Source organism: Pseudosulfitobacter sp. DSM 107133, assembly GCF_022788695.1.
GTDB lineage: Bacteria > Pseudomonadota > Alphaproteobacteria > Rhodobacterales > Rhodobacteraceae > Pseudosulfitobacter.
This window is the reverse complement of sequence record NZ_CP085160.1, coordinates 35,771-58,759: the sequence shown is the minus strand read 5'-3', so window position 1 is coordinate 58,759 and position 22,989 is coordinate 35,771. Positions and strand designations below refer to the sequence as shown.

The window sequence follows — 22,989 nt, the reverse complement described above, 5'->3', positions numbered from 1 at the left end:
GGTCTCGGTTTGTCGACTACTGTCCTAACCTTCACTGCCAGTGGGGCTCATTGCGCCAAGAAATTTTGACGCCCTCCTTTTTCAAATTCTTGGGCTGTTCTGTCGTTGGGATGAAGTCCTGCCGATTGAAATGGTTCCCCGAAGTGGGGACTTTAAATGGACCAAAAGGGAAAGTGACTTTCGACTCGGAGGCCCAGTTCCCACCCGAGGTGCTTTCTCTAAATATGCCCCCATTAAAGCGTTTCTAACAAAACCTGAATCGCTGGGGATTCCCAAACTGGCCTGATTGTGATTCATCCTGTTTGGGAGGATGAACAATGTCAGCACCTTTGCCATCAGCGCTACGTGCGCGGTTTCAGAGATATATTGAGGAAGGGTTAAGCGGGCGAGCGGCGGCAGCACGCTTGAAGCTGTCGCCAGCAACGGGCGCCCGGTGGCGGCATCAGATCCAAACGACGGGCCGGGCTGATCCTGCCGTACAGGGTCGTCCAAAAGGGTCAGGAAAATTGGCACCCCATGTTGGTTTTTTCGAAGAGTTGATTGCTCAAGACCCTGATATCACACTGTTTGAGCTGCGTGATGCGCTTGCTGATGCAACCGGACTGCAGGTCCAGCACTCTGCTATCGGGCATCTGCTAAAGCGTCTCGGGTTCACGCACAAAAAAAGTCACTGGTCGCTACCGAACGTCACCGTGCCAAGGTGAGGCGACGACGTGAGGACTGGTTCACACACCGTTTGCCAGCCATTGCGCGGATGCCGGAACGCGTTGTCTTTCTTGATGAAACAGCGGTCAAAACGAACCTCGCCCGGCTGCGCGGCTGGGCCCCGCGTGGCGAACGCCTGACGATGGATGCGCCCTTCGGCAGTTGGGGAACCCAAACCCTGATTGCGGGGCTAACACATGAGTCTCTGATCGCACCTTGGGTGATCAAAGGCGCGATGGATGGTCCTGCCTTCGCGGCCTATGTGCAAAAGGTCCTGATCCCTGAGATCGCGCCAGGCACAGCCGTGGTTCTCGACAACCTCGCGACGCATCACAACAAAGAAGCCGCTGCGGCGCTCAAGGCTCATGGATGCTGGTTCCTCTATCTGCCGCCATATTCGCCAGACCTGAACCCGATTGAGTTGGCTTTCTCCAAATTGAAGGCTCACCTCAGACGCATCAGTGCGCGATCATTCACCTCGGTGTTCGAAGCCCTTGGCGAAATCTGCGCAATGTACTCCCCGCAGGAGTGTACAAACTACTTTCAGGCTGCCGGATATGCCTCAGGTTAAATTAGAAATGCTTTAAATGCGGCCATTGATCTTCGCGGAGTTAAAGTCAGCTTCGTCCGCATTGCGGACGTCAGTGCATTGCGCGGCGAAGGTCAGCTATCGCATATTCGCAACCAGGACCGTCGTTCCGCTTTGGGCTGGGGGCGATCATCGGGGCAAGACCCCGTTAGTGTCAGCGGACGTGGTGTAATTCTGTCACCATCATCGGTCGGCTCCCGCGCGGAGTTTAGTTTTGCCGACACAGGGTCATTAGACCGAGACGAGGCTGTGGGCTGTCTTTGCACCATCTTTAAACGGAATGTTTGCTTGAGAAAACCCTACACCGATTAGGAAAGAGATCACACCAGTCGCCGTTTTGAATTCCCGCACCTTGATGTCGTTATGTGAGGGTCGGTTTCTGGCGGTGACGAGTAGCCTTTCATGGCCGTCAGGGCTGATCGCTCTCATGGTCCAAAGGCCATACCAACTCGGTCCCTTTCGCTCGGCTTCAGCTTCGCAAAGTACTTCGACAGTGTGACCGTTCTCAACCAGTTCCCGAAGACCTTGTTCAGTGGTCACGTTTGGTTCGAAGATTGCTTTTGTGGTCATCGCATATTCCAGAGTAGTGGAGGCTATGATCTTGTGGCCCGATGTATCTACGATCGCAATAGTATATCAGCGCATGTGCGTGAAACGGTAACCGCCCCATTGCTACCGCAGTGATTTAGCTTTGATGCGTGTCACCAGATCGGTGTCATCCACGAAGTTATCAAGGAACTCATGCCATGTTTTGTTGGTGATGCGAGCGGCGCGGATCATTTCCTTCAACTCTTCGATCCCGTCATCGGTCAGTGCGGTGATTGTTTCGTCGGGTCCGACGTAGATGCTGACGATGTTTCCATAGGTCAGGTTGTCGTCGTTGTAGATGATCGCTTCAAGAAGTTCGGCATCCTCACCCAACATTCTGGCGACGTAATCGATAGTGCAAACATGGGTCACCGCAGCCATCAGGCGGCCTTTGATTGTGCAGTTGCCAGCGGCACCCAATTCCACGGCAGCAGTTCATCCAGCCGGTTGATCTTGTGATCGTGGATACGGTCGAAGATGTCAGCCAGATAGGCCAGCGGGTCAAGGCCGTTGAGCTTGGCCGTTTCGATGATGGTCATAGCGCGGGCCAAGGTTTCCGCACCGGTATCTGCCCCTGCAAATAACCAATTCTTACGTCCAATTCCAATCGGTCGCAGGGCACGTTCAGCAGGGTTGTTGTCGATGGCCACACGTCCATCGGTCAGAAATAGGCTGAAGGCCTCCTGTCGACTGAGGCCGTAGCGGAAGGCTTTGGCCAGGTCGCTTTTACCCGGGATGCGCAGAAGCTGTTGTTCGGACCAGACAAAGAAGGCCTCGACTTGTGGGCGGCTGAGCTTTTGACGCGTCGCATAACGGACGTCAGCGGGCTGACCGTTGATGTCTCGTTCAATATCGTAGAACTTGCCGATCCGGTCGAGTGCCTCGCGGGCGATCTCGGACTTGGTCGAGGCCCAAAAATCGTGGAAGTCTCGGCGCAGGTGAGCCCAACAGGCCGCCTCGCGTAAACGCCGCGTGCCATCGGGGTCAGGCTCATAGAGCTTGGCATAACCCTTGTAGCCGTCAGCCTGAAGGATGCCGCGGGCGTTGGCCAGATGGCCGAGAACATGCTCTTCCTTCCAGTCTGGCGCAAAGCGATAGACAGCACCCGGTGGCGATGCCCCCGCCCAAGGGCGTTGATCGCGCACATAGGCCCAGATCCGGCCTTGTTTAACCCCTTTGCCAAGCCCCTTGTCGCGCAAAGAGCGATCCAGCACCCGGATGGGTGTGTCGTCCGCATGCAGCAGGTCGCTGGCCATGATGTCAGCCTCGATCCGCTCGATCAGCGGCGACAGGGTTTTCATGGCGCGGCCACACCAGCCTACCAGCGTGCTTTCGGGAATGTCTGCCCCCATTCGCGCGAAGATCTCGTGTTGGCGATATAACGGAAGGTGGTCGTCAAACTTCGAGACCAGCACATGTGCGAGCAGGTTCGGCCCTGCCATGCTGCCCGGGATCGGACGGCTGGGGGCCGGTTCCTGCACCATCCGCTCACAACGGCGACAGGATTTCTTGATCCGGGCGATCTGGATCACCTTCATCTGGGCGGCGATCATGTCCAGCAATTCGCTGACATCCTCGCCTACCACGCGCAGGTCGCCGCCGCAGTCAGGGCAGCAGGTGCCGGGGTCCAGTTCACGACGCTCGCGCGGGGTCGTATCCGAAACCCGTGGTCGGCGGCGCAAAGCGGGCGCATCAGCAGTGTCTGGTGACGGTTCATCCTGCCCTTCGTCGATGGGGGCTTCATCGCCTTCAGCCACCGCGACCAATAAATCTTCCAGCGCCAGTTCCAACTGTTCGATCTCGCGCTCGATCTTTTCCGAGGATTTGCCAAAGGCCAGTTTCTGCAACTTGGCGATCCGCAGGCGAAGCGCCTGAACCAGCTGGTCATGAACCCGCAACGTAGCCGATATCTTGGCATTCTCCGCTTGCAAAGCCGCGATCATCGCCTTCAACACAGCGGGGTCATCGGGGAGGTTTTCGGCGTGTTTCGACATGCGCCTGACTACCAAAAGTCAGGTTAAAACGCCATATAAATAACGTGAATCCTAGCGCACAATCACCCCACGCGCGCCGGCGGAGCACCCCAATCGGGACGCCGCCAGTCGATCCCTTCCCACAACATCGCAAGCTGCGCCGAGGTCAGCCGCATCGCCCCATCCTGGGCATTTGGCCAAGGGAAACGGCCTCGTTCGAGCACCTTGTAATAGAGGCAAAACCCTTGCCCATCCCAGAACAGAAGCTTGATCCGGTCACCCCGACGGCCTCGAAACGCAAACACCGCCCCACTGGTAGGCTTTTGTCGCAACACGTCCTGGGTCAGCGCCGCCAGCCCTGCGATCCCCTTGCGCATATCCGTGACACCGCAGGCCAGATACACACGCACACCGGTGCCCGGGCCGATCATGCCCCTTCCACCGCGCGGATCAGGCCCGACAGCGCAGCCGGATCGACCGTGCTTTCAAAATGCAAACTGCGCCCGCCACGCAGGCGCAATTCAACAGCAACTGGAGGCGGCAGTTCAGCGACCGGTGCCTGCGCCACCGGCACCCCTGCAGTCACGGGCATGTCCAACGGCAAGAAAAGCGCCCCGGCATCGGGCGACCACAAGCCTTTTTTCTTCAGTTCATGTCGCCACGCGTAAATCTGTTGTCGCTTAATCTCATGGCGCTGCGCAACCTGCGTCACGCTCGCCCCGGCAATCCCAACCGACCCGACAATCTCAAGCTTGTCGTCGTCATGCCAAAAGCGTCGCCGCTCCGCCCCAAGAATTTCGCCACGCATTCCAGACCCCGCATAAGAGACGTCGCTAATGACGTCTTTAACGACGTCTCTTAGATCATCGCCCCAGCCTCAGGCAGGCGGTGCCAATGGCGCGGTTACGTGAAACGTCTGGAAAACATAATTGCGGTAGTGCTTCACTGAGTGCTGTGATCTCATGACGTAGGGCTGATTATAAGAAGCTGTTGAGCCCATTGAGAAAAGATTAACGTATTTTTCTGCAGGCAGCTTGTCCCGTGAAGGTCGGCGTGAAATGTTAGTATAGGTAAAGAGCAGCGAATTACTTCTGACTCAGGACGGCTCAGGGCCGCTCATACATACTCGGCGATAATCGCCCGCGTCGTCTGCACAGCCGCCGCAAGTTGGGTCCTGTCTGCCTCCTTGAGCCCCAGTCCAGCCAGATCGAACGACAATCGACCGGACCCACCGCCACCCGCTGCAGCGCGTGCTGCTCGGCCGCGCGCCCGACCTGATGGCGCTAGCGGTGGACCCTGCGGTTTCGTTTCAGGTGCCTCTGCCGTTGTCGATAGAATGGCAGTCTCAGACCCCTGTGCCCCCGCTGCCAGTCGCACCTCCAGTAACTCCTGCTTCAGCTTCTCCACCGTCTCCCGCGTCTCGGTCATCTGCCGGTCCCGCCTCAGCCCTTCCTCATCCGGATACGGGAAACTCCCAGTCTGACCGGAATGCAGCACCTTCAGCGTCGGGTCCTCAAAGTATTTGATGCGCCTTGCCCGGATCGGCATTTGAGCGTCGATTACGAGGATCACCTCGTCCAGGTCCATGCGGCGTGCCTGGTCCTCGGTTAGAAGCGGGGTGTCCTCCGTCCGCTCGGAGACGCTGCGCCCCTCGAACGGGTTTCGCCCGACCGCTCGCGACCGGGTGACCACGCGCTTAGTGGTCTTGCCAACAGCCTGGCTCAGCTCCTCGATGGTCTTCTGCTCGGACGGGGTAAGGTAGAGCTTCACGCCCGCGCCACCCTGCAGCGAACGACGCGTATTCTCCCCATAGATCTCGTCCAGCGCCGGGATGGTCTGGGTGACGATGGCGAGGTTGCCGCCGAAGGAGCGCAGCGTCTTGATGCTTTCGGCGACGATCGGCATCTTCCCGAGCCGATCGAATTCGTCGAGCATGATCATCACGGGCCAGGGCTCGTCGTCCCCAGGTTCTTGGACCTGCAGCGAGGCGATTAGGTCCGAGAAGAACAGCCGGATCAGCGGGGCGAGGGGGCGGATCATCTCAGACTCGACTACGAGATAGATCGCGTGGGGGCGACGGCGGATATCCCGGAAGGAGAAATCCGAGGTCGCGGTGGCCGCGTCGATCGCACGGTTGTCCCAGGTGTCCAGACCCGAGGTCATCAGGAGCGACAGGTAGGAGGTCAGGGTGTCATTGTTGGTCGAGGCCATGCGCTCAAAGATCAGCTTGGCCGAGGTGTTCTTCACCTCCTGCGCGCGCTTGAGGTATTCCTTCTGCTTGTCCCCACCTGAGGCGGTGATGCGGTAGATTTCGCCGATGGTCGGCACCCCGCGCTCGAAGGCCAGAAGACCGGCCGCGACGAAGAGGTCGATGCCCCCAGCCAGGAGCCCGCTCAGCTTTTCGTTGTCGGTCTGCAGGAAGAGTTTTGCGGTGAGCTTTAGCTCCATCTGCTGCCGGTCGGGATTGGTCATGGCGGCGATACGCGCCAGCGGATTGTAGCGGTTGGTCGGCCGATCCCAGTCTGTTGGCGCGAACCGGAACACCTTGTCGCCCATGCTGGCGCGGAAGCGCGAGGTCTCGCGGAAGTTCTCGCCCTTTACGTCGAGCACCACGGCCGAGCCTTTATAGGTCAGAAGGTTCGGGATCACGAAGCCCACCCCCTTGCCCCGACCCGTCGGTGCCACGATCAGCGCATGCGGGAAGGTCTTCGACACAAGAAATGGGCGTTTCGATTTTGGGCGGCCAAGCTTGCCCAACAGGAACCCACCGCCCGGTTTGGCAAAAAAGCCGTTGCGCTTCATCTCGGCCTTGGTCTGCCAATGTGTCGTGCCGAACCGGGTCAGTGCTTCGCCGAGAAGAGTGACGCTGAGCAGCAGTGCTGCGACGCCAAAGCCGCCCAAGATCAGGTTCACCCAAAGGAAGTCCTTCGGGGCGGTGGCTCCAAGCGCGCGGTATTCTCGCGCGAGCAATGTGAAATCGATGCGCTCGGTCGACAGCCCATAACGCAGGATCAGATAGGCTGTGGCCACGACATAGCCGATGGCAAGGCCAACCAGCGTCAGGCTGAGGATACCGCCCGCGATCTTGCCCTTATCCATGGGTGATCCCCTTTTCGCCATGGGCCGCGGCATGGCGGGCGCGCTGCGCCTCGATCTGCTCCTCGGCCAAGGCATCCAGCACCCGCTCCATCGCCGGCCCGTGGGCGGTCACCTCACTACTTTCCAGATAGGCTTTGGCGAGCTCCAGCTGCCGCAGCGGATGTTCGGTGAACTTGTCCAGCACATCTGCATGGCCGGCGCGGAGGGCGGTCACCGCGTTCGGTGTGAGGTTGCGGTCGATTTGGGCGGCGAGGCGCTGCCCATCCGTTTCGGTGAGCGGCTTCACATCCTCGGCCTCGGCCCGCTGGAGGAACGTCATCACATCAGGGGCGGTCTCGACCATAAAGCGCCGCTCGGCATAGTCTTGCCGCGCCTGGTCCTCGATGTCGAAACTACGCTCACTGATATAGGCGCGCGAGGCGCCCGTGGCGCGCAGTCGATTGATTTCCTCCTGCACCGCCGTCCCGAATTCTTCATCGGGCATTTCCGCGCGGTAGCGCGCGAGGGTGCGGTCATCTTCGGTGATCGGACCAAGATGTTGCGAAGGATCGCGCAAAGCCAGGTCCATATCGCCCGCGTGGAGCCTGCGATCCTTTTCCTCGACGGCGAACTCCTGTGGCTTGCGGCTGTCGGTGATCTTGTCCCAGGCCATTGAGGCCAATTCGGCGTGATCGGGCGACCTCTGTGCATAGGTGTTGAAGGCGGCGCGGGCTTCTTCCACTTCGACGGCACCGGCCCTGCGCACGGACGGGTCGTCTGAGAACGGGTAGGTGAAATCTGTCCGTCGGAATTGGGCAACCAACTGCTGAAAATCCTGCCGCTCGGACGGGGTGAAGGCGTCCGGTCGCTCGTCAGCCAAATCGCGCTCCGGCAAGGTCAGACGCTCGGCCAGCGAAACTTCGGCGTCCTCTGCCTCATCGACATCGTCCACCGCCCGCAGGATGCGCGCATCGGTCAAGGTATCGCCTAGGCGGACATGAACGGCTTCCAGCCTGTCGAGCGCTTCCTCGCGATCTTCGCCCTTTTCCAGATCGAGGTCGCCCGCCTTGGCGATGGTGCGCAGATCCTGCGCCAGCCACTGCCGTTCGAGGACTGCATTGCCTGCACCCTCGCGCATGCGGGCGGCAACCGCTTCGGGGTCGATGCCCGTGCCCTGCAGCGCCTCCGTAAGCCGTGCCTTCACATCCCCGTCGTCGAGACGCATCATCTGGTCCTCGCGTATATTCGCCCGCGCGTAGACGCCGTCGCGGGACGGCGCATCAAGCAGCGCGGCCGAGCGGTCCCCCAGCGGATTGAGATGCGCGACCGAGGCCAGGACATCGGTAAGCTTGCGCTCGATTTCCGGCCGCTCGGCTGCGGGTGCCCGGTCAATCGCAGCCTCGATCTGGCGGATGTTTTGAGAAAACTCGGTGATCAGCGTGTCGAATGCTGGCTCAATTTGGGACATGTAGATGACTCCGTCAGATTGGATCTGACCGCCACTGGCAAGGATGGTGCTGGCCCGCTCGAGCGCCTCGGCCACGTCATCGAAGTTCGACCGGGACGCCTCGGCCGCCAGACCCCGATAGGTCAGCGCGTTGCGCGCCACCGTCTGCAGGGCGGCGACCAGGTCGGCCCCGGTGCGCTGACGCTCGACCGGCGGCCGCCCCTCATCACGGGCCTTGTAGACCTCGTCTATCTCGGCGCGGTAGGTCGTGACCCCCCGGTCAAGACGCCGTGTCGCCTCGAGCCGGATCCCGTAGACCCCTGCCGCCTCGACCATCGCCACCCGGAAGGCGTCGTAGTTGAAGTGGTGATCCTTCCCGAGAAAGAACATTTCGCCATCCTTGCTGCGGCGGTTCAGAACGATATGCGCATGTGGATGCGCGCGATCTTGGTGTATTGCAGCAATATAGTCGAATTGCGACCCCTCACCTTGAAAGAACTTTTCACAGACGGATTCCGTGATCGCGCGCACCTCCTCACCGCTGGTGCCGACGGGAAAGGCCATCAGCAGATGCGAGGTATGGCCGAGCTTCGGGCTGTGCCGCTCGCCCCACTGGTTTTCAAATCGGCGCACGACCCGGTCGATCTCGGCCTCGGACAGGGTCTTCTTGCCATCATGTGTGCCACGGCTGTCGAGGATGTGGCTCGACTTGGTGGTGAGGTAGGTGAGCTGAGCCTTCAACTGTGCCCCGGTGTGGCACCCGCCTTTGGAAATCGGCTTGAAGATGGCCGGCGAATAACCCCGCGCCGCGCGCACCATCTGCGCGTTCCTGGCGAGTCCCTGCCAGCTGCCGGAGACCCGGCTCCAGTCGCGATCGAAGAGGGCAGGCCCGACACCGTGGGCAAGGCGCTTACCCACGCTTTAGCCGATCCGGGACGAGCGGGGCCCATGCCTTTGTGACCTTGAGCGCCAGATCGGCACGGCGCTTCAAGAGAAGCGCCTGCAAGCGATCAGTCAGATCGAGGATCAGCCCTGCGAATTCGCGAATATGCCCGTGGCTTTCAGCAGTGTAGGACAAAGGCTGGCCCTTTAGCCTGGCTTCGTTCAGCCGCCGTGCCACCTGATTGATGTTGTTGCCGATACGGCTGATGTCGGCCGCACGAGCAGATAGGGCCTCAGTCAACGCATGATCGGGCTCCAGGATTTCATCAGCAGCCAACACCAAATGGCGCAAGGCATCTGTGCGATTGGTGATGCCATGACGGGCAAGTGCTGCATCAAACGCGGCCAACTCGCGTCGGCTGACCCGCAAACCAATGACGATCGGCCGGCTGCCATTCGCGTTTTGCCGGTCCAGAGCGTGGTTCACGGCATTGTAGATCGTCTTCAGGCTGACCCCATACCGCTGGGCCAGATCAGCAGCGGCGACGCCCTGCGTACGCTCTTTGGCGATGCTCAGACGGTCTGTTTCGGTCAGTCTTCGGCCGCGTGACATTTTGAAGTTAACGTTCCTATTTCTTGCCACCTTCGTACAAGCCCGCCTTCTCCCAGCACAAGCGGAGAAGGCATTAAGGGCTTGTACTCAATGTAGAAAATCGGCCCCAAGGGCCGATTTGACGTCCTTTGGCAAATGCAGCGCGCAAGGCGCTCAATGTAACGCGTCCCGCGTTCCCTGCACCGTGCATCACGTCCAATGCACGGTGTCTTTCGCGCTCTGCAGCGCGTCTTCGGGCAAGTGTCCCGTGTCGACTGCAGCCCGCATCGCGCACCCTGCACAATGCACGGCGTCGCGTGCGCCTCGCGTCGCGTTCCGCGCTTCACGTGCTTTGGTGGATGCCGAATGCAGCACGTCTTTTGGCAAAAGCATCGCGCAACTTGGATCGCGGCGTCTGTCCCCTGCGCCCCGCTTTCTGCTCGCCGCAAAACGCGTAACGGCGAATGCATCCTGCCCACCGCATCGTGCATCCCGCCTTCCGCTTGACGCCGATGCACCAAGAGGTTAGCGACATTATTACATCTTTGTAGCGTTTCACCATTTTTGCAGGAGGTCTGCGCCCCATGCCCAACGACAATCTCGTGGTCATCGCCGCGATGGCCCGGAAAGGGGGGAGCGGCAAAACCACGCTCTCGCGTGCCCTGATCAGCGCTGCCGTGGCTGCCGGGCGTCGGGTTTTGCTGATCGACACTGATAGCACCGGAGTGCTTGGCGCCTGGCACGAACGAGCCGAAGCGGCGGGTCTGGGATCGCCTCTGCTGCGATCAATCTCGGTCGAGAGTGTGGGGGCCGTCGATCGCAAGATCGAGCAGGTCTATGATGCGGACTCGGCGGATTTCGTCTTTATCGACACGGCAGGCGTCGGCGCGGAATGGTCGGACGGGATCGCGGTTCTCGCCGATCACATTGTGACGCCGGTCATGCTCTCGACCTCAGATCTCGATGTCGGTGCGCAGACCGCCGACTGGTTCGAACGGTTGCGCGCGCGCGTCGATGACCCGGCGAGCTTGCCGCGCCACCATGTCGTTCTGAACATGGTTGACCCGAAAGCCACGCGCGCGGATGCCGCCTTGATCGAAGTGGCGATCGCTCGGTTTCCCGTGGTTGAGACGGTGATGATGCGCCGGAACGTCTACAAGGAGATGGACGAGAAAGGCCTGCTCCACGCCATCGCGCTGCAGAAGCAGGCCGATCCAAACCCCCTCATGCGCCCGCATGTCCGTCATGTTGTCGAGGCCCTTGAGGAGGCCACCGACATCCTCAACAACGTCCTGGCCGCGTGAGGACAGGGCGTTGAGAAAGAAGATTCCAACCATCACCCGGCCCGACCCAGCCTATGCCGCGTCCCTTCGGCCGGAGGGGGAGAAAGACCCGGGAAGGGAAGGGGCGGATCCGGAAGACACCGTCCTGATGCCGATGAGCATGACGGCAGACGTGGCGGATGAAGGCCAAGCGCCGGTGCCAAGCAGGCTTTCCGTGCCTTCGCAGCAATCAGGCCTGGAGGCTGCGGCAGACGCCGTTGCGGCGCCCACGGCATCGCCGCCCAGGGTCCGACGCATTCCGGCCACCCGCAAGATCGATATCCGGGTGAACGCGCTAGAACGGCAGGAAGAAGCCCTCATCGACTGCGGCGTCGACCCCGCCCATGTCATCCGGGCCGCTCTGCGCCGTGCCGTGAAGACCTGGCAGCTGGGGCCAGAGTTCGTCCCACCATCCGATGAGCAGAGAACGCGGATCACCGAATGGCGTGCGCGGACATCCCTGGCTGTCGATGCCAATGCGCTGAGAGCCCTCCTGCGCGCGCATGACCCCCTCGATGTGCTCAGCAAGTGGGCCTTGATCCGCGGGCAGCTGGAACCGTTTGTCTGGGCCGAAATCGATGTCCTGTTGGACGAGATCGCCCAACGTATTGCAGAGCCGCAAGAGGCACCAGACGAGCCAATAGCTTGACTATAAAGATAACTTCCATTTCAGACTATTTTTGTCGGCTTTTATCAATTTCCCCTTGAGGTTGTTTTTCCTGCGCATTAGCAGTGCTCGAAAGGATTAAATAGCCTCTCACATCTCCAGTGACTGGTCTGGTGAAAAGGAGCGCATCATGACCCCAAAACCCCGCCTCACCGGCGAACCGATCATGCGCATCCTCTGCAAGAAGACCGACAATCTGGTGGGTTTCCTCTACCAATGGAACAATGGCGATCTGCAGCCCGCGTGGCTGGACGATGCTTTGGCCGAGGTTCGCTACGAACCAATAAGCGACGCCGCCTGACCTCTGTCTGATCAGATACAGTACGGCTAATCCGGGCCGTTACATGGAGATGGATCCAACCTTTGGACTCGCTGGTGGTGCATAGAACCCGCTTCCATAAATCATCTGTTTGCCATATAGTGAGTTATAGAAAGGGATTCTATAGCTCATGCGCTGGAACTGGACACAACCCGACTGGCCGAACTTCCGCTATGACCGCGCTGCGATCGAGGCACTCGAACGGCGCTTTCTGCTGTCCTCAGGCGAAATCCTTGGTGCGGTCCGCCATGCGACAGGCGAGGAGCGCGACCGGCTGCGCATCGAGCTTCTGAGTGATGCGGACAAGCGCCATCGAGGGCGAGGTTCTGGACCGGTCCAGCGTCCAGTCCTCGTTGCGGCGGCAGTTCGGATCCGCGAAATGATTGCGCTTCAGTTCGCGGAATATCGTTGATCTGCAGCGCTTCAAAACGCGCGCCATCTCATCGACAGGGACCTTTGCGTGTCTCCAGCGTTCTATCTTGCGTCGTTCTGTGATACTCAGTTGCTTGTAAACGGCTCCCATACCGTTTCCTCTCGTTAGATAAACTACTGTTTTCTAACAAGAGTCGCAGTTGAGGATAGCGCGCGCCTGCATCCACAAACAAAACGCATAATTCTTTTTATGTAAATTAATGTTACATCCGGAGCGTCACGACCATCGAACCTCGGTCAAGAGATACTCCCTAATTATGCTGCGCACGACGATGCCATCGTTCTCAAAAACTGTAAAAACATAGACACCAGGTTGCACAATGATCCACCCGGCCGCCATGTCTTCTCCGGAGTAAAGCCGCTGAAGCAATCGACTGCCGACTTCCGGCCAGGCACTGCCATGATCGACGAGCAGAAATTCCGTGATCCATTCCTCAGGTGCCGTGATTAGCGGCTGAAGAAGAACGTGTTCAGGCTGACCGAAGCAAGGCTGTCCCAGTTCGTAGTGGGCGTGACCGCGAGCGTTTTTCACAACGACCTTTTCGATCCGTTCAAGTTCGGGACGCCAAATGAGCCGCTGGGCCCCATCTTCATCCACGTAGGCTTCCGCGGAGCGACTGATCTCGGCCGCCAGTTTCGAATTTCCAAAAAGTGCGCGGCGAGCGCTCTCAAACATTTCAGGAACGGGTTCGACGCTTCCAGACATGGTGGCGCCGAGAAAGGCCGCGAAGTATTCCTCGTTAGTTGAAAATCCATTGTTGCATTCCCCGCAAATCTCCACGACGTGAACATTGACCGGTAGCGGACGATCCAAGAGCACTTTCGAGGGAACGTGATCACGCGTACTCGTCGTCTCGCTCAACGAGGCTCCGCAGTGCAAGCAGAATCCTCTGTACCGTGCGTCCGTAAAGTCCCTAATCGTCCTCATTCAGCTGTCCAATTTGCTCGTCTATCTCCTTGAGGCGCAGTCTAACTGACGCGCGGTCAGACATCGGACCACGCGATGCGCGGTGATCTGGAGCACCGGATAACAATGCGATTAGATCGTCGCGCTCGTCCTCCAAAGTGGCCAACTGCTCCACGCGATTTCGTTCAGATTCGCTCTTCGACAGACGCTCCTTGGCTTCACTATCTTGCCTCAGACTTTGTTCCACCGCATCCAGATCTTTCTGAATTTCGGGATGATGTTCCGCGGCGATCCGTATGAAGTTACCAAACTCGTAGATGTGAAAGTCCTGATCGCTTTCGCGCATAAATTCTTCTACGAGTTCGGGCCGCGGACCAAGCTTCTTGCCCTTATGGATCCACCACCAGTCTTCCTTGACATCATCCGATATGAAAATGACTGGCCGTTTCTCTGTTTTCGCCTTCTCGATCATGTCCTTCCAGATGATCAGGTCGCCGTACTTGCGGTACTCGTCGCCATCCTTCTTGGCGTCTAGGTAACCGGGCGGCACCTTGGTCGCATATCGTGTTTCGCCCTCTTTCTTGATCTTCCCAAGTTCCGCTTCTGGCCACCGCTCACTGACACGATCCTCCAAGAGCTCAGTCAAGCGATTGACCACAGTCCCAATCTCCGCGTCAGGGTGTGCGTTTCGCGCGGATTCGATCCTATTTTTGAAGTCCGTCAGATGGACGTCGAGCGCTGAAACCTCGCGTTCGATGTCGATCGTGGGGTGGGCTCTCAACTGTCGCAGTTGTTCTCGGGCCTGTCGGATCGTCTTTTCATGATCCCGTAAGATCTGATCGTATGCGTCTAAGCCCGAGCGCTCCACGTCGAGCCGGTTTCTATGGAACTCGAGTCCGACCTGATAAGGCACCCAGAGGGACGGTCGTAAGACGCCGAAGAGGCGAAGCAGCTCCTCACGCACCGCTTTCGGGTGTCGCACGCAGTGCAGTAAGATGTTCGCGTCCGGGACGAAGAGCGCGTTCTTCCAAATCTCGGCAAGTTCCTCGGCCGTCTTTGGATACCATCCCTCAAGCGCTTTTCGCATCCCTCATTCCCACCAAACAATCGGGTCGACACCTAGGCGAGCGGCGGCGTCCCGAACCAGCTCTCGCATATCGAGATCAAACGTTTTGCCATTCTCTATCACCACGACCGAGCAGGCTTTCGCACGGGACGACGCCCGTTGCCGTTCGAAAGCCGCCATCAGCAGATGTTTCCAATCCCGACTGTTCCCCCAGCAGACCACCCTTCCGTCGCTCAAGAGCAGCCCGTGGGGTTTGATGTATTTCCGGACGATCGTGTGTTCCGGTGAGATGTTGAGCGCACGAAGAACCTGATCGGCGCTCTCAAGCAGCCGTTCGCGCGCATAATCCTTGACCAGAGTATCTTTGATATAGACCCGCACCGCACGCGGGTCCATGAAATGCCCGAGCTTGTCACCGATCTCGGGCGCGCGTGTCCACTGTTCGTAAAAGTTCGAGTGGTCCGCGTCTGACATGGTGAGCCAGCTCAAATCGTCCAGCTTCCCCCATAGCGCCTCCTTGATGGAGCGCCTGATCTCCTCGGGCATGTTCATTGCACGGTGCCCCCGCCATGGGGTGCTGGGAAGTCAAAACGGGGCAGTTCAAGCATCGCGTCACCTTCACGTGAGAAAAGATCGGCCTGATCTTTCATCCATTCCAACATAAAGCTCCCGGCACTGGCGTCGCGGAACTCAACGACGCCGGGCAATCGAAGCCGTTCGATGTCGCCCTTTGCGCCTCGCTCCAGCTCGATCACCTCCGCAATCCTGCGAATGTCGCTCACGAAATCCAGGACCACCACCTTGTCTTTGGTTGGGCTCGTTCGCAGGCCTCGCCCCAACTGTTGCACGAAGATCCTTCGGCTATGGGTCACCCGCATGAAAGCGATAAGATCCACGTCCGGCACATCTACTCCCTCATTGAAGAGATCTCGAGTTGTGACGAGGTCAAGGACGCCGCTCCTGAAACGGGCCATCACCTCGTCGCGCTCACGGGCCGACATCTCTCCGGTGATCGCCTCGCAACGTAAACCGAAGAGCCCGAGCATCGCCGCAAAGCTTTTCGCGTGCAAAACGGTGGAGCAAAACACGATACCAGACCGGCGACTTTCGGCGTCGAAGACCTCTCTTATCCTGCGGGCCGCCTCCTCGTCGCGTGTCGGCAGCAGCAAACGTTTGTTCAACTGTGTAATCGAGTATGCGTTGCGGGATTGATCACGCACGAATTGCCAATCGATGTCGTCCGCGAACATGCGGTAGTCGGCGTCGCACAGAAAGCCACGCCTCAGCCCTTCCGCGATTCCGACACGAATTACGGGTGGGCCCAGAAGTGTGTCGATGTCATAGCCATCCCCCCGCCAAGGGGTCGCGGTGACACCGCCAATCATTGAATCCACCATTCGATCAGTCACGTGGCGGAAGGTGTCGGAGCCGACATGATGCGCCTCGTCAATCAAGACAAGCCCGAAGTCCGGAAGCTCGTCGAGCCGCGTGACGGCACTTTGAACGGTCGCGAATGTTATCCCCTCCCAGAATGCCGGCGCCTCGCCTCCGATCAGGCGATGGGTTGGAATTGTTTTTGGTAGTTGATCCCAGAACGCACGCTGCAGCTGGTCCACGAGCTCGCGTGTCCCCGCCAACACAAGGGCCCTGCTATCTGGGACACGCGCGTCCGCGAAGAGACGCGCGGTCGCCTCCGACATCACCACGGTCTTGCCAAGACCGGTGGCGAGCACGACCTGCCCCCTACCCGTCTCCCGAAGCGCGCCCACGAAAAGTTCTACAGCGCTTTCTTGGTAATCTCTCAGATCTCTGCGCGCCGGCGGGAACTCCGGGCTCTTTTGGGCCATGGCGAGGAGCGTGGCGGGCTCAAGAATCCCAATCTTCAGACCAAGCTTGCCCCATCGTTCAATGGCCGCGCGTGTCGCAGGGCCCGCCGGTCGAGAAGTCGCAACGTACATCCGTGAGGCGCGGTAGAAGCGGCCGGCCTCGGCGACTTCGTCTACCGCCGCCGCCGTCGCGTAGCCATTGGTGGTGAACTTGCATTGAATGACCCAAAGTTCGTCATTCTTCCGGCCTAAGACATCCGCACCGCGATCTCCTGATCCGCCTACGACCCGCACATCCTGAAAACCATTGCAGATCAACAACCGAGCCACGTCTCGCTCGAAGGCCTGCCAGGGCCCTTTCAGTAATCGCCTGGAATCCAAAAAGGCGTCCGTCATTCGAAGTCCACGTCGGGCTTCAAAAGGCGAAGTGAACACGTCGCTCGAATGACCTCGTCGCGGTTCGCCGTTTCGAGATCACGAGACGACTGGTTCGCCAACCAGAGCGTTGGACCTGTCGCGCTTTTGTGCCGCCCCAAGTGCTCGTTTAGGCCACTTTCTTCTCGAATGCGACAGGGCTTTTCCAGCCAAGTGCTGAGTGACGTCGTCGCGGATTGTAGAACCCGTTTATGTATTCGAAGATCGCCATCTTTGCTTTCCGCCGCGTCTCCCAAGGATGCCGCCAGATCAGTTCAGCTTTGATGGTTTTGAAGAACGTCTCAACGGCGGCGTTGTCGTAGCAATTGCCCTTGCCGCTCATCGATACCTTGAACCCGTGTTGACGCAGGATCTTCTGGTAGTCGTGTGAACAATATTGCGACCCGCGATCCGTGTGATGAATGCAGCCTTTGGGCGGCTGGCGGAACGCGATGGCCATCTTCAAAGCCCTGATAGCAAGGTCGCGTTTCATGCGATTGCTCACCGCCCAGCCGATCACACGGCGCGAATGCAGATCAAGAATGACAGCCAGATACAGCCAGCCCTCCCGGGTCCACACATAGCTGATATCGCCAGCCCATTTTTGGTTTGGCTGATCAGCGGTGAAGTCCCTATCCAGCAGATTGGGTGCAATGTTGAACTTATGATCGCTATCTGTCGTGACCTTGTGTTTACGTGTCCGAATAACAGATATGCCGTTCTGACGCATCAAGCGGCCAACGCAGCGATGACCGACATTCAGACCAATCTCTTTCAGCTCTTCGGTCATCCGTGGCCTGCCGTAGCTACCAAGGCTAAGGCGGGACTGTTCCTTGATATGTGCAAGTGTGACCAAGTCAGTCCGTTGCCTGCGACTGGCGGGACGGCCGCGAAAGGCCCTCAATCCACGCGAGCTGACCTGCATCACTTGGCACATACGCTGGATGGAAAACGTAGATTGGTGCTCTTCGATGAACTTGAACCTCACGGCTTTTGGCTCGCGAAGAACACCGTGGCCTTTTTTAAAATCTCCCGCTCCTCCTTGAGGATACGGTTCTCGCGCCGAAGCCGGTCATTCTCTTTCGCGAGTTCTAAATCCTCTTTCGACAGCACATCTATGCCTCGATGCGCCGTGATCCATTTGTTCAGCGTCGACATGCCAACGCCCAAATCATCTGCCACCTGCTTACGCGTAAGCCCGCTGGTCAGTGCGATCCGCACCGCATCCTGGCGGAATTCGTCCGTCCGTTTCAGTCCCATCGTCAATCTCCTTTGTTGCAGTAAATGCTATCAAAGGAGCGGCATCAAACCGCGACAGGTCCACGTATCGCCAAGATAAGCCTCATAGCGAGTGACGAGACGCCGCCGCGCCTCCTCATCGATGTGATCGGCGCCAAAACTCAGCGTCTCAAAGGGATCCAACCAATACTTTCCATCGAAGAACAGCTCCGGATGCTGACTGAAGGTCGCGGCGACCGCTTGAGGATCCATATATTCCCAGAAACGGCCTTCAGAGATCACCTTGGGCACATCCACGACCCCGCGCGCGGCCATTCTTTTCGCCACATGTTCCCGGTCGGGTTTTGAGAGTTCGGTGTAGAGCGCTTGGCCCTGACCCTCCGGGACCAAGTTCGCCACCGCCTTCGCGAACTCCTCGAGTCCCGTGTTCGCCATCGATATGACTTCAGATGGCTCCAGCCGTGTCGCGCTGGCATAACTCGAGCGGTAGTCGGCGAGAATATTCGCCAGCGTCACGTCATGCACCTGACCTTTCAGGAAATCCAGGGTCTGTACCGAGAGCTCGGTCAGCAGCGCGTCCATGGCGGTCATCGTCATCGACCGAAACACGTCATGGGCCGGGTCGATCACGAATGCGTAGGTTCGGGTCGCCACGTCATCGAGTTCAAAAGACCAGGGAAGACTGCCCGTGAGCGCCTTGTCTGTTGAATCCGAGGCGAAGGCTTCCACTTGGAACTCCACGCGATAAGTGGGGTGCACGTATTTGCGCGATAGCTCATGAATCTGATTGCGCTCTGCCAGCTTCTCGGCGGGTTCCGGCTCTGGAGCGACACCCGCGCCATCGGTATCTTTTTGCGAGCCGCCGCCGGTCGACCCGCCCTCCTCATCGTCCAGGAAGCCATCAGGAAAGTCGGTGTCGCCACCTTCGTCCAGAATTCCATTGTCTTGCTCCTCTACCAGTTTCCACCATCGCTCGTCGTCAAGATAGTCGGCGTCGTTCTCATAAAACGACTGGGCCATCTGCTCGGACCGGTCGTTGTCCTTGACCACGAGCACCCGTGACCAAAGACCGTTCTTTCCTTGCGGGCTGGAGCGCCGGAACGCTTGGAACAATTTGTAGAGTGGGCTCGTGTTCCCGTCGAAGCCACTTTGCTTCGCCGCTTGCGGCCGCAATGGGCCTTCACCCCGGACGACACGGACCATCTCCTCCCAAGACGGGTCGTCCCGCTCGAAACGATCTTTGGTGTAGCTAACGCGGCAGTGGTCGAGATGAACCTCCCCCACAAAGCGGCCGCGGCTTCGCGGATCGTCAATCGGATACTCTATCTCCGCATTGTCCCCGTTGTTCCAAGCGAAAAGGTCTTTCGAGCCAATCTCGATCTTGCGGCCGTTGCGGACGAAATCGATACCGAAGTCAGATTTATGCAAATAGCGCTGGAGTCCAACCCATCCCCTCACCCGGCGTTCCGTCGTCACGATCTCGCAATTCGGGCCGTCGTTCGGGCATTGCTCCTCATCGCCGTTCAACGCCCGCATGCAATGCGTGCAATATCTCCTAGGCGCGAGCGCGACGTCGAAACGCTCAACCGCATGGACAACCGTCCCGTCGCTCAGCTCCACCGAACGATCGGGATCCCAATGACAATGGCGCCTGGGTTCCAGCTTCGTACCGTTCACCTTGAGTCTGATCCGACCCGCCTCGGACTCGCGCAAGATCGCGGAGTAGGCGCGAGCAAGGTGCTTGCGGATTGTACCAAGATTGGCCGATCGCGCGAGATAGGCGCGCTGGTCGGGCTTCAGCTTCGTAATGATGATTTCGGTCCCATGTTGCATGTGGTCCGGCTTCACCCGTGTTTGCCGCGGTGTCTTGTAGCTCTGACTCGCCCTCAGGCCCTCGAGGTCGATACGCACACCGACCCATTCTGGCTCGCCAGCGCGGGTGGTCCAGACTTCTGTTACCGTGCCGAGCCGAGCGGTGGCAATGTTGAAACCCATGCCGAACAGCCCGAGGTTAGTCAGAGGATTGTTGCCCGACCACCCAGCTCGAACCGCGCGTTCCAATACATCGATCGCCATCCCGGGGCCGTTGTCTCGGATGGAGAGACGTGCGTCGCTCTTGTTCGAGGTGGGGATCGTGATCGTGATTTCAGGATGTTCTATCACCGCGCCAGATCGAGCCGCCCCTACGAAACCATCAATGCTGTTGTCAATCAGTTCGGCGATGCAACGCCACTGGTGAAGATTGATCTCGCCGAGCATCTGCAAGACGCGGGCATCGGGAGTAAGGTCAAATTCTTGAGTCATGTTTTCCACCGATCAGGCTCCACTCACTACGAACTACTGGAGTTTCGTGTGTTAAGAAAGCTTTGCCCGAGGAATCTGGAGTTTAGCGATGATTTTTGAGCACGACGGGCAAACGTGGGTGCCTTCGCTTGGACGGGACTTATTCCTCGTTCTCAATTTTCATGAGCGGGATGCCCTGCGCATTTCGCGGAAGTTGGGCAGTGATTTCGCGTGATCTCGGGCACGCATTTCACGGCATCGCGGGCAGCCATTTCATGCCCTCGGGCAGGCTGGCCAACAGGTGATATAGAGTCAGGGCGCGACGCCCTGGTCAAGCGTTTTCATCGTGCTCATTTTTCTGCGCATGCTGTCGCCGGTGAGCGTCAGGCGGTGTGCATTATGGACAAGGCGGTCAAGGATGGCATCTGCGAGGGTAGGATCTCCGATCACCTCGAACCATTGATCGACAGGCAGCTGGCTGGTCACAATAGTCGAGCCACGACCTTGGCGATCATCGAGGATTTCAAGCAGGTCGCGACGCTCGATCGGTGACAGAACTGACAGCCCCCAATCATCGAGGATCAACAATTCAGTGCGTTCGATCGCCTTGAGGACACGGGCATGCCGCCCATCGCCTCTGGCAATGGCCAGCATCTGGAACAGGCGGGGCACGCGGTGATAAACGACGCGCCGATCATCGCGGCAGGCCTTGTTTCCGAGGGCGCAGGCAATCCAGCTTTTTCCTAAGCCTGTTGGGCCAGTGATCAGCAGATTTTCATGGCGGTTGATCCAGCCACCATCGATCAGATGCGCCATGACACCTGCATCGATGCCGCGCGGGCTGCGCATATCAATATCTTCAACGCAGGCTGCGTGACGCAGGGCGGCAAAGCGCAACCGGGTTGCCAGTCTCTTGGCGTCACGCTCTGCTGTTTCGCGATCAACAAGCAGGCCCAGCCTTTCTTCGAAGCTGAGGCTTTCGAACATGGCGCCAGCGCGGCGCTGCTCGTGCAGGGCCTGTGCCATACCGGTCAGTCCGATCGCCTCCAGGCGGTCGCAAGTGGGATGTGTCAGCAAGGGTAGTCTCCTTTTCAGTGGTAATATTTCTGGCCGCGTATGTTGGGGTGTTGCAGCGGCAGTTCATCGGGTTCGGGCTCCATGAAGGCCTGATCAAGCCCGGTCTTCAGGATGGAACGGATGGATGAGACCGACCGGGCCTTGATACTGATCCCGCGACGACACGCAGCATCAAGCCGTTGCGGCTCAAAGCTTCTGGCCAGCGACAGTATGCCAAGACAGGTCCGAAAGCCCTGCTCGGGATGCGGCCTGTCCTGCATCACGATGTCGCAAAACGCAGCTACCGATGGTCCCAGCTTTGCAGCACTGCTCAGGATCCGCGCAGGCGTCCATTCCGCATAGCGGCGGTGGGCCGAAGGCATATGCTCTGGCGCCGTGATATGGCTGCGGCGTCCAGGGTCGCGCATGTGACTGGCGACGCGCGTGCCACGATGGAAGACCTCCACGGTCCTGTGGGTGATGCGCGCGTCAACCACCTGCCGGATCAGGCTGAACGGTACGGAATACCAGCAGCGATCCACCTCGATATGGTAATCCGGCGCAACACGGGCGCGTTTCCAACGCGCAAAGACATAAGGTTCAGCGGGCAATGGCTGCAAGTTCGGCCGATCGAGCGTCGCAAACAGATCCGCCCGGCTTGCCCCATAATCGCGCATGACACGCATGTTCAATGCGTCCAGCAACGGCCGGATGGCGGCATTCAGCTCTGCCAGCGAGAAGAACCTGTGATTGCGCAGCCGTGCGAGGATCCAGCGTTGGGCAACCTGAACGGCCACCTCGACCTTGGCTTTATCTTTGGGTTTGCGCACGCGCGCAGGCAGGATGGCCGTGCCGTAATGTTCCGCCATTTCAGCATAGGTCCGGTTCAAGCCGGGATCATACCGGTCTGCCTTGATCACGGCCGACTTGAGATTGTCGGGCACGACGACCTGCGGCACGCCGCCCAGATAAGCGAACATTCCGACATGGGCTGCAATCCAGTCCTCAAGGCCTTCGCTGGCGACAGCCACAACATAAGTATAGCTCTAGGCACCCATCGTCGCGACAAACAGCTTGGTCTCGCTGACCTCACCCGTGGCCGGATCAACAACGTCGATCGTATCACCCGCAAAATCGACAAATACCTTCTCACCGCCGACATGTGTTTGCCGCATGCTAGGCCGGACACGCCCCTTCCACGCCTCAAAATGGGTGCAAAACCAAGTGTAGCCAAACCCGTTGGGATGCTGCGCACGATATTCTTGCCAGAGCAACATGCGGGTCACGCTGCGCCGGCGCAGCTCTTTATCAATCACCGCCCAATCCGGCACCGGGCGGTCTGGGTCAGATACATCTGACGCGTTTGGAAACAGCAACAGCTCGAGGCTGTCGTCATTCAGACCTTCCGGCAGTGGCCACGTCAAACCCGCATCACGCGCGCGGCGCAGATAGGTCCCAACACTTCCTTTCCCAAGCCCCAGCGACGCAGCAATCGCACGCTCGCTCAGCCCTTGGGCAAATCTCAATCTCAATACGTCCCGAATACGGCGCATGGTCAAACGTCCTGTCGGCATCCCAATCCTCCTGTTCTTCAGGAGGCGGAG

The 22,989-nt window shown here is 59.0% G+C and carries 20 protein-coding genes and 3 pseudogenes; 6 read left to right on the top strand and 17 right to left on the bottom strand.

The features are described 5' to 3' along the window. Positions 1-506 precede the first annotated feature (506 nt). Positions 507-704, top strand: coding sequence for a hypothetical protein (locus tag DSM107133_RS23575; RefSeq protein ID WP_114294110.1), 198 nt, complete (start codon positions 507-509; stop codon positions 702-704). After that, positions 701-1,276: an IS630 family transposase gene (locus DSM107133_RS23570; RefSeq protein WP_243253569.1), complete on the top strand. Its 576-nt coding sequence runs from the start codon at positions 701-703 to the stop codon at positions 1,274-1,276. The genes DSM107133_RS23575 and DSM107133_RS23570 overlap by 4 nt, the downstream gene beginning before the upstream one ends. Before the next feature lie 249 nt (positions 1,277-1,525). On the opposite strand, the gene DSM107133_RS23565 is transcribed toward DSM107133_RS23570, so the two are convergent. The 8 genes from DSM107133_RS23565 to mobC form a co-directional block, all read right to left on the bottom strand. Then, positions 1,526-1,864: a hypothetical protein gene (locus DSM107133_RS23565; protein WP_114293912.1), complete on the bottom strand. Its 339-nt coding sequence runs from the start codon at positions 1,862-1,864 to the stop codon at positions 1,526-1,528. Between the two features lie 102 nt (positions 1,865-1,966). Next, on the bottom strand, positions 1,967-2,263 hold the full coding sequence (locus DSM107133_RS23560) for a hypothetical protein (protein ID WP_114293541.1): 297 nt from the start codon (positions 2,261-2,263) through the stop codon (positions 1,967-1,969). Next, positions 2,263-3,876: an IS66 family transposase gene (locus DSM107133_RS23555; RefSeq protein WP_114293542.1), complete on the bottom strand. Its 1,614-nt coding sequence runs from the start codon at positions 3,874-3,876 to the stop codon at positions 2,263-2,265. Before DSM107133_RS23555 ends, DSM107133_RS23560 begins: the two co-directional genes overlap by 1 nt. 62 nt (positions 3,877-3,938) lie before the next feature. After that, on the bottom strand, positions 3,939-4,286 hold the full coding sequence (tnpB, locus tag DSM107133_RS23550; RefSeq protein ID WP_108693086.1) for an IS66 family insertion sequence element accessory protein TnpB: 348 nt from the start codon (positions 4,284-4,286) through the stop codon (positions 3,939-3,941). Next, complete coding sequence (locus DSM107133_RS23545; RefSeq protein WP_114293543.1) at positions 4,283-4,663, bottom strand: transposase; 381 nt, start codon at positions 4,661-4,663, stop codon at positions 4,283-4,285. The genes tnpB and DSM107133_RS23545 overlap by 4 nt, the downstream gene beginning before the upstream one ends. Before the next feature lie 308 nt (positions 4,664-4,971). After that, entirely contained in the window at positions 4,972-6,954 is a 1,983-nt protein-coding gene (locus tag DSM107133_RS23540) for a type IV secretory system conjugative DNA transfer family protein (RefSeq protein WP_114293603.1), read from the bottom strand. Then, positions 6,947-9,298 (bottom strand): relaxase/mobilization nuclease domain-containing protein, encoded by a 2,352-nt coding sequence (locus DSM107133_RS23535; RefSeq protein WP_114293602.1) that lies wholly within the window; start codon positions 9,296-9,298, stop codon positions 6,947-6,949. The genes DSM107133_RS23540 and DSM107133_RS23535 overlap by 8 nt, the downstream gene beginning before the upstream one ends. Next, entirely contained in the window at positions 9,291-9,875 is a 585-nt protein-coding gene (mobC, locus tag DSM107133_RS23530; protein WP_114293601.1) for a plasmid mobilization relaxosome protein MobC, read from the bottom strand. The genes DSM107133_RS23535 and mobC overlap by 8 nt, the downstream gene beginning before the upstream one ends. A gap of 563 nt (positions 9,876-10,438) precedes the next feature. Here mobC and DSM107133_RS23525 point away from each other — a divergent pair. From DSM107133_RS23525 to DSM107133_RS23510, 4 genes and pseudogenes are all read left to right on the top strand, one after another. Then, positions 10,439-11,158 (top strand): ParA family protein, encoded by a 720-nt coding sequence (locus DSM107133_RS23525; RefSeq protein WP_114293599.1) that lies wholly within the window; start codon positions 10,439-10,441, stop codon positions 11,156-11,158. Positions 11,159-11,168: 10 nt separating this feature from the next. Further along, positions 11,169-11,825 (top strand): hypothetical protein, encoded by a 657-nt coding sequence (locus DSM107133_RS23520; RefSeq protein ID WP_114293598.1) that lies wholly within the window; start codon positions 11,169-11,171, stop codon positions 11,823-11,825. 148 nt (positions 11,826-11,973) lie between these two features. After that, positions 11,974-12,144, top strand: coding sequence for a hypothetical protein (locus DSM107133_RS23515; protein WP_156178428.1), 171 nt, complete (start codon positions 11,974-11,976; stop codon positions 12,142-12,144). Positions 12,145-12,292: 148 nt separating this feature from the next. After that, positions 12,293-12,533: pseudogene (locus tag DSM107133_RS23510) on the top strand (DUF4172 domain-containing protein); the annotation flags it as partial. Positions 12,534-12,556: 23 nt separating this feature from the next. Here DSM107133_RS23510 and DSM107133_RS25025 read toward each other — a convergent pair. From DSM107133_RS25025 to istA, 9 genes and pseudogenes are all read right to left on the bottom strand, one after another. Further along, positions 12,557-12,685: pseudogene (locus DSM107133_RS25025) on the bottom strand (helix-turn-helix domain-containing protein); the annotation flags it as partial. 126 nt (positions 12,686-12,811) lie between these two features. Next, positions 12,812-13,456 carry a hypothetical protein gene (locus DSM107133_RS23500; protein WP_162792034.1) on the bottom strand — a complete coding sequence of 215 codons (645 nt, stop codon included), beginning with the start codon at positions 13,454-13,456 and terminating at the stop codon, positions 12,812-12,814. A 52-nt stretch (positions 13,457-13,508) separates the two neighbouring features. Then, complete coding sequence (locus DSM107133_RS23495; RefSeq protein ID WP_114293596.1) at positions 13,509-14,588, bottom strand: PIN-like domain-containing protein; 1,080 nt, start codon at positions 14,586-14,588, stop codon at positions 13,509-13,511. Between the two features lie 3 nt (positions 14,589-14,591). Continuing rightward, positions 14,592-15,119, bottom strand: a complete 528-nt coding sequence (locus DSM107133_RS23490; protein WP_114293595.1) for a hypothetical protein — start codon at positions 15,117-15,119, stop codon at positions 14,592-14,594. Then, complete coding sequence (locus DSM107133_RS23485) at positions 15,116-16,789, bottom strand: DEAD/DEAH box helicase family protein (protein ID WP_114293594.1); 1,674 nt, start codon at positions 16,787-16,789, stop codon at positions 15,116-15,118. The genes DSM107133_RS23490 and DSM107133_RS23485 overlap by 4 nt, the downstream gene beginning before the upstream one ends. A gap of 148 nt (positions 16,790-16,937) precedes the next feature. Next, a protein-coding gene (locus DSM107133_RS23480) for an IS3 family transposase (RefSeq protein ID WP_114293116.1) occupies positions 16,938-18,067 on the bottom strand; the annotation gives its coding sequence in 2 pieces (ribosomal slippage) (positions 16,938-17,824 and positions 17,824-18,067; 1,131 coding nt in all). Positions 18,068-18,097: 30 nt separating this feature from the next. After that, positions 18,098-20,350 (bottom strand): ATP-binding protein, encoded by a 2,253-nt coding sequence (locus DSM107133_RS23475; RefSeq protein ID WP_114293589.1) that lies wholly within the window; start codon positions 20,348-20,350, stop codon positions 18,098-18,100. Between the two features lie 291 nt (positions 20,351-20,641). After that, complete coding sequence (istB, locus tag DSM107133_RS23470) at positions 20,642-21,406, bottom strand: IS21-like element helper ATPase IstB (protein ID WP_114293590.1); 765 nt, start codon at positions 21,404-21,406, stop codon at positions 20,642-20,644. 14 nt (positions 21,407-21,420) lie between these two features. Then, a pseudogene (gene istA, locus DSM107133_RS23465) lies at positions 21,421-22,959 on the bottom strand (IS21 family transposase). Positions 22,960-22,989 lie beyond the last annotated feature (30 nt).

Coding starts and splice junctions, on each gene's coding strand:
- DSM107133_RS23515 (WP_156178428.1), top strand. CDS start 11,974: ATGACCCCAAAACCCCGCCTCACCGGCGAACCGATCATGCGCATCCTC.
- DSM107133_RS23485 (WP_114293594.1), bottom strand. CDS start 16,789: ATGACGGACGCCTTTTTGGATTCCAGGCGATTACTGAAAGGGCCCTGG.
- DSM107133_RS23565 (WP_114293912.1), bottom strand. CDS start 1,864: ATGACCACAAAAGCAATCTTCGAACCAAACGTGACCACTGAACAAGGT.
- DSM107133_RS23475 (WP_114293589.1), bottom strand. CDS start 20,350: ATGACTCAAGAATTTGACCTTACTCCCGATGCCCGCGTCTTGCAGATG.
- DSM107133_RS23495 (WP_114293596.1), bottom strand. CDS start 14,588: ATGCGAAAAGCGCTTGAGGGATGGTATCCAAAGACGGCCGAGGAACTT.
- tnpB (WP_108693086.1), bottom strand. CDS start 4,286: ATGATCGGCCCGGGCACCGGTGTGCGTGTGTATCTGGCCTGCGGTGTC.
- DSM107133_RS23540 (WP_114293603.1), bottom strand. CDS start 6,954: ATGGATAAGGGCAAGATCGCGGGCGGTATCCTCAGCCTGACGCTGGTT.
- DSM107133_RS23555 (WP_114293542.1), bottom strand. CDS start 3,876: ATGTCGAAACACGCCGAAAACCTCCCCGATGACCCCGCTGTGTTGAAG.
- mobC (WP_114293601.1), bottom strand. CDS start 9,875: ATGTCACGCGGCCGAAGACTGACCGAAACAGACCGTCTGAGCATCGCC.
- DSM107133_RS23490 (WP_114293595.1), bottom strand. CDS start 15,119: ATGAACATGCCCGAGGAGATCAGGCGCTCCATCAAGGAGGCGCTATGG.
- DSM107133_RS23525 (WP_114293599.1), top strand. CDS start 10,439: ATGCCCAACGACAATCTCGTGGTCATCGCCGCGATGGCCCGGAAAGGG.
- DSM107133_RS23560 (WP_114293541.1), bottom strand. CDS start 2,263: ATGGCTGCGGTGACCCATGTTTGCACTATCGATTACGTCGCCAGAATG.
- DSM107133_RS23545 (WP_114293543.1), bottom strand. CDS start 4,663: ATGCGTGGCGAAATTCTTGGGGCGGAGCGGCGACGCTTTTGGCATGAC.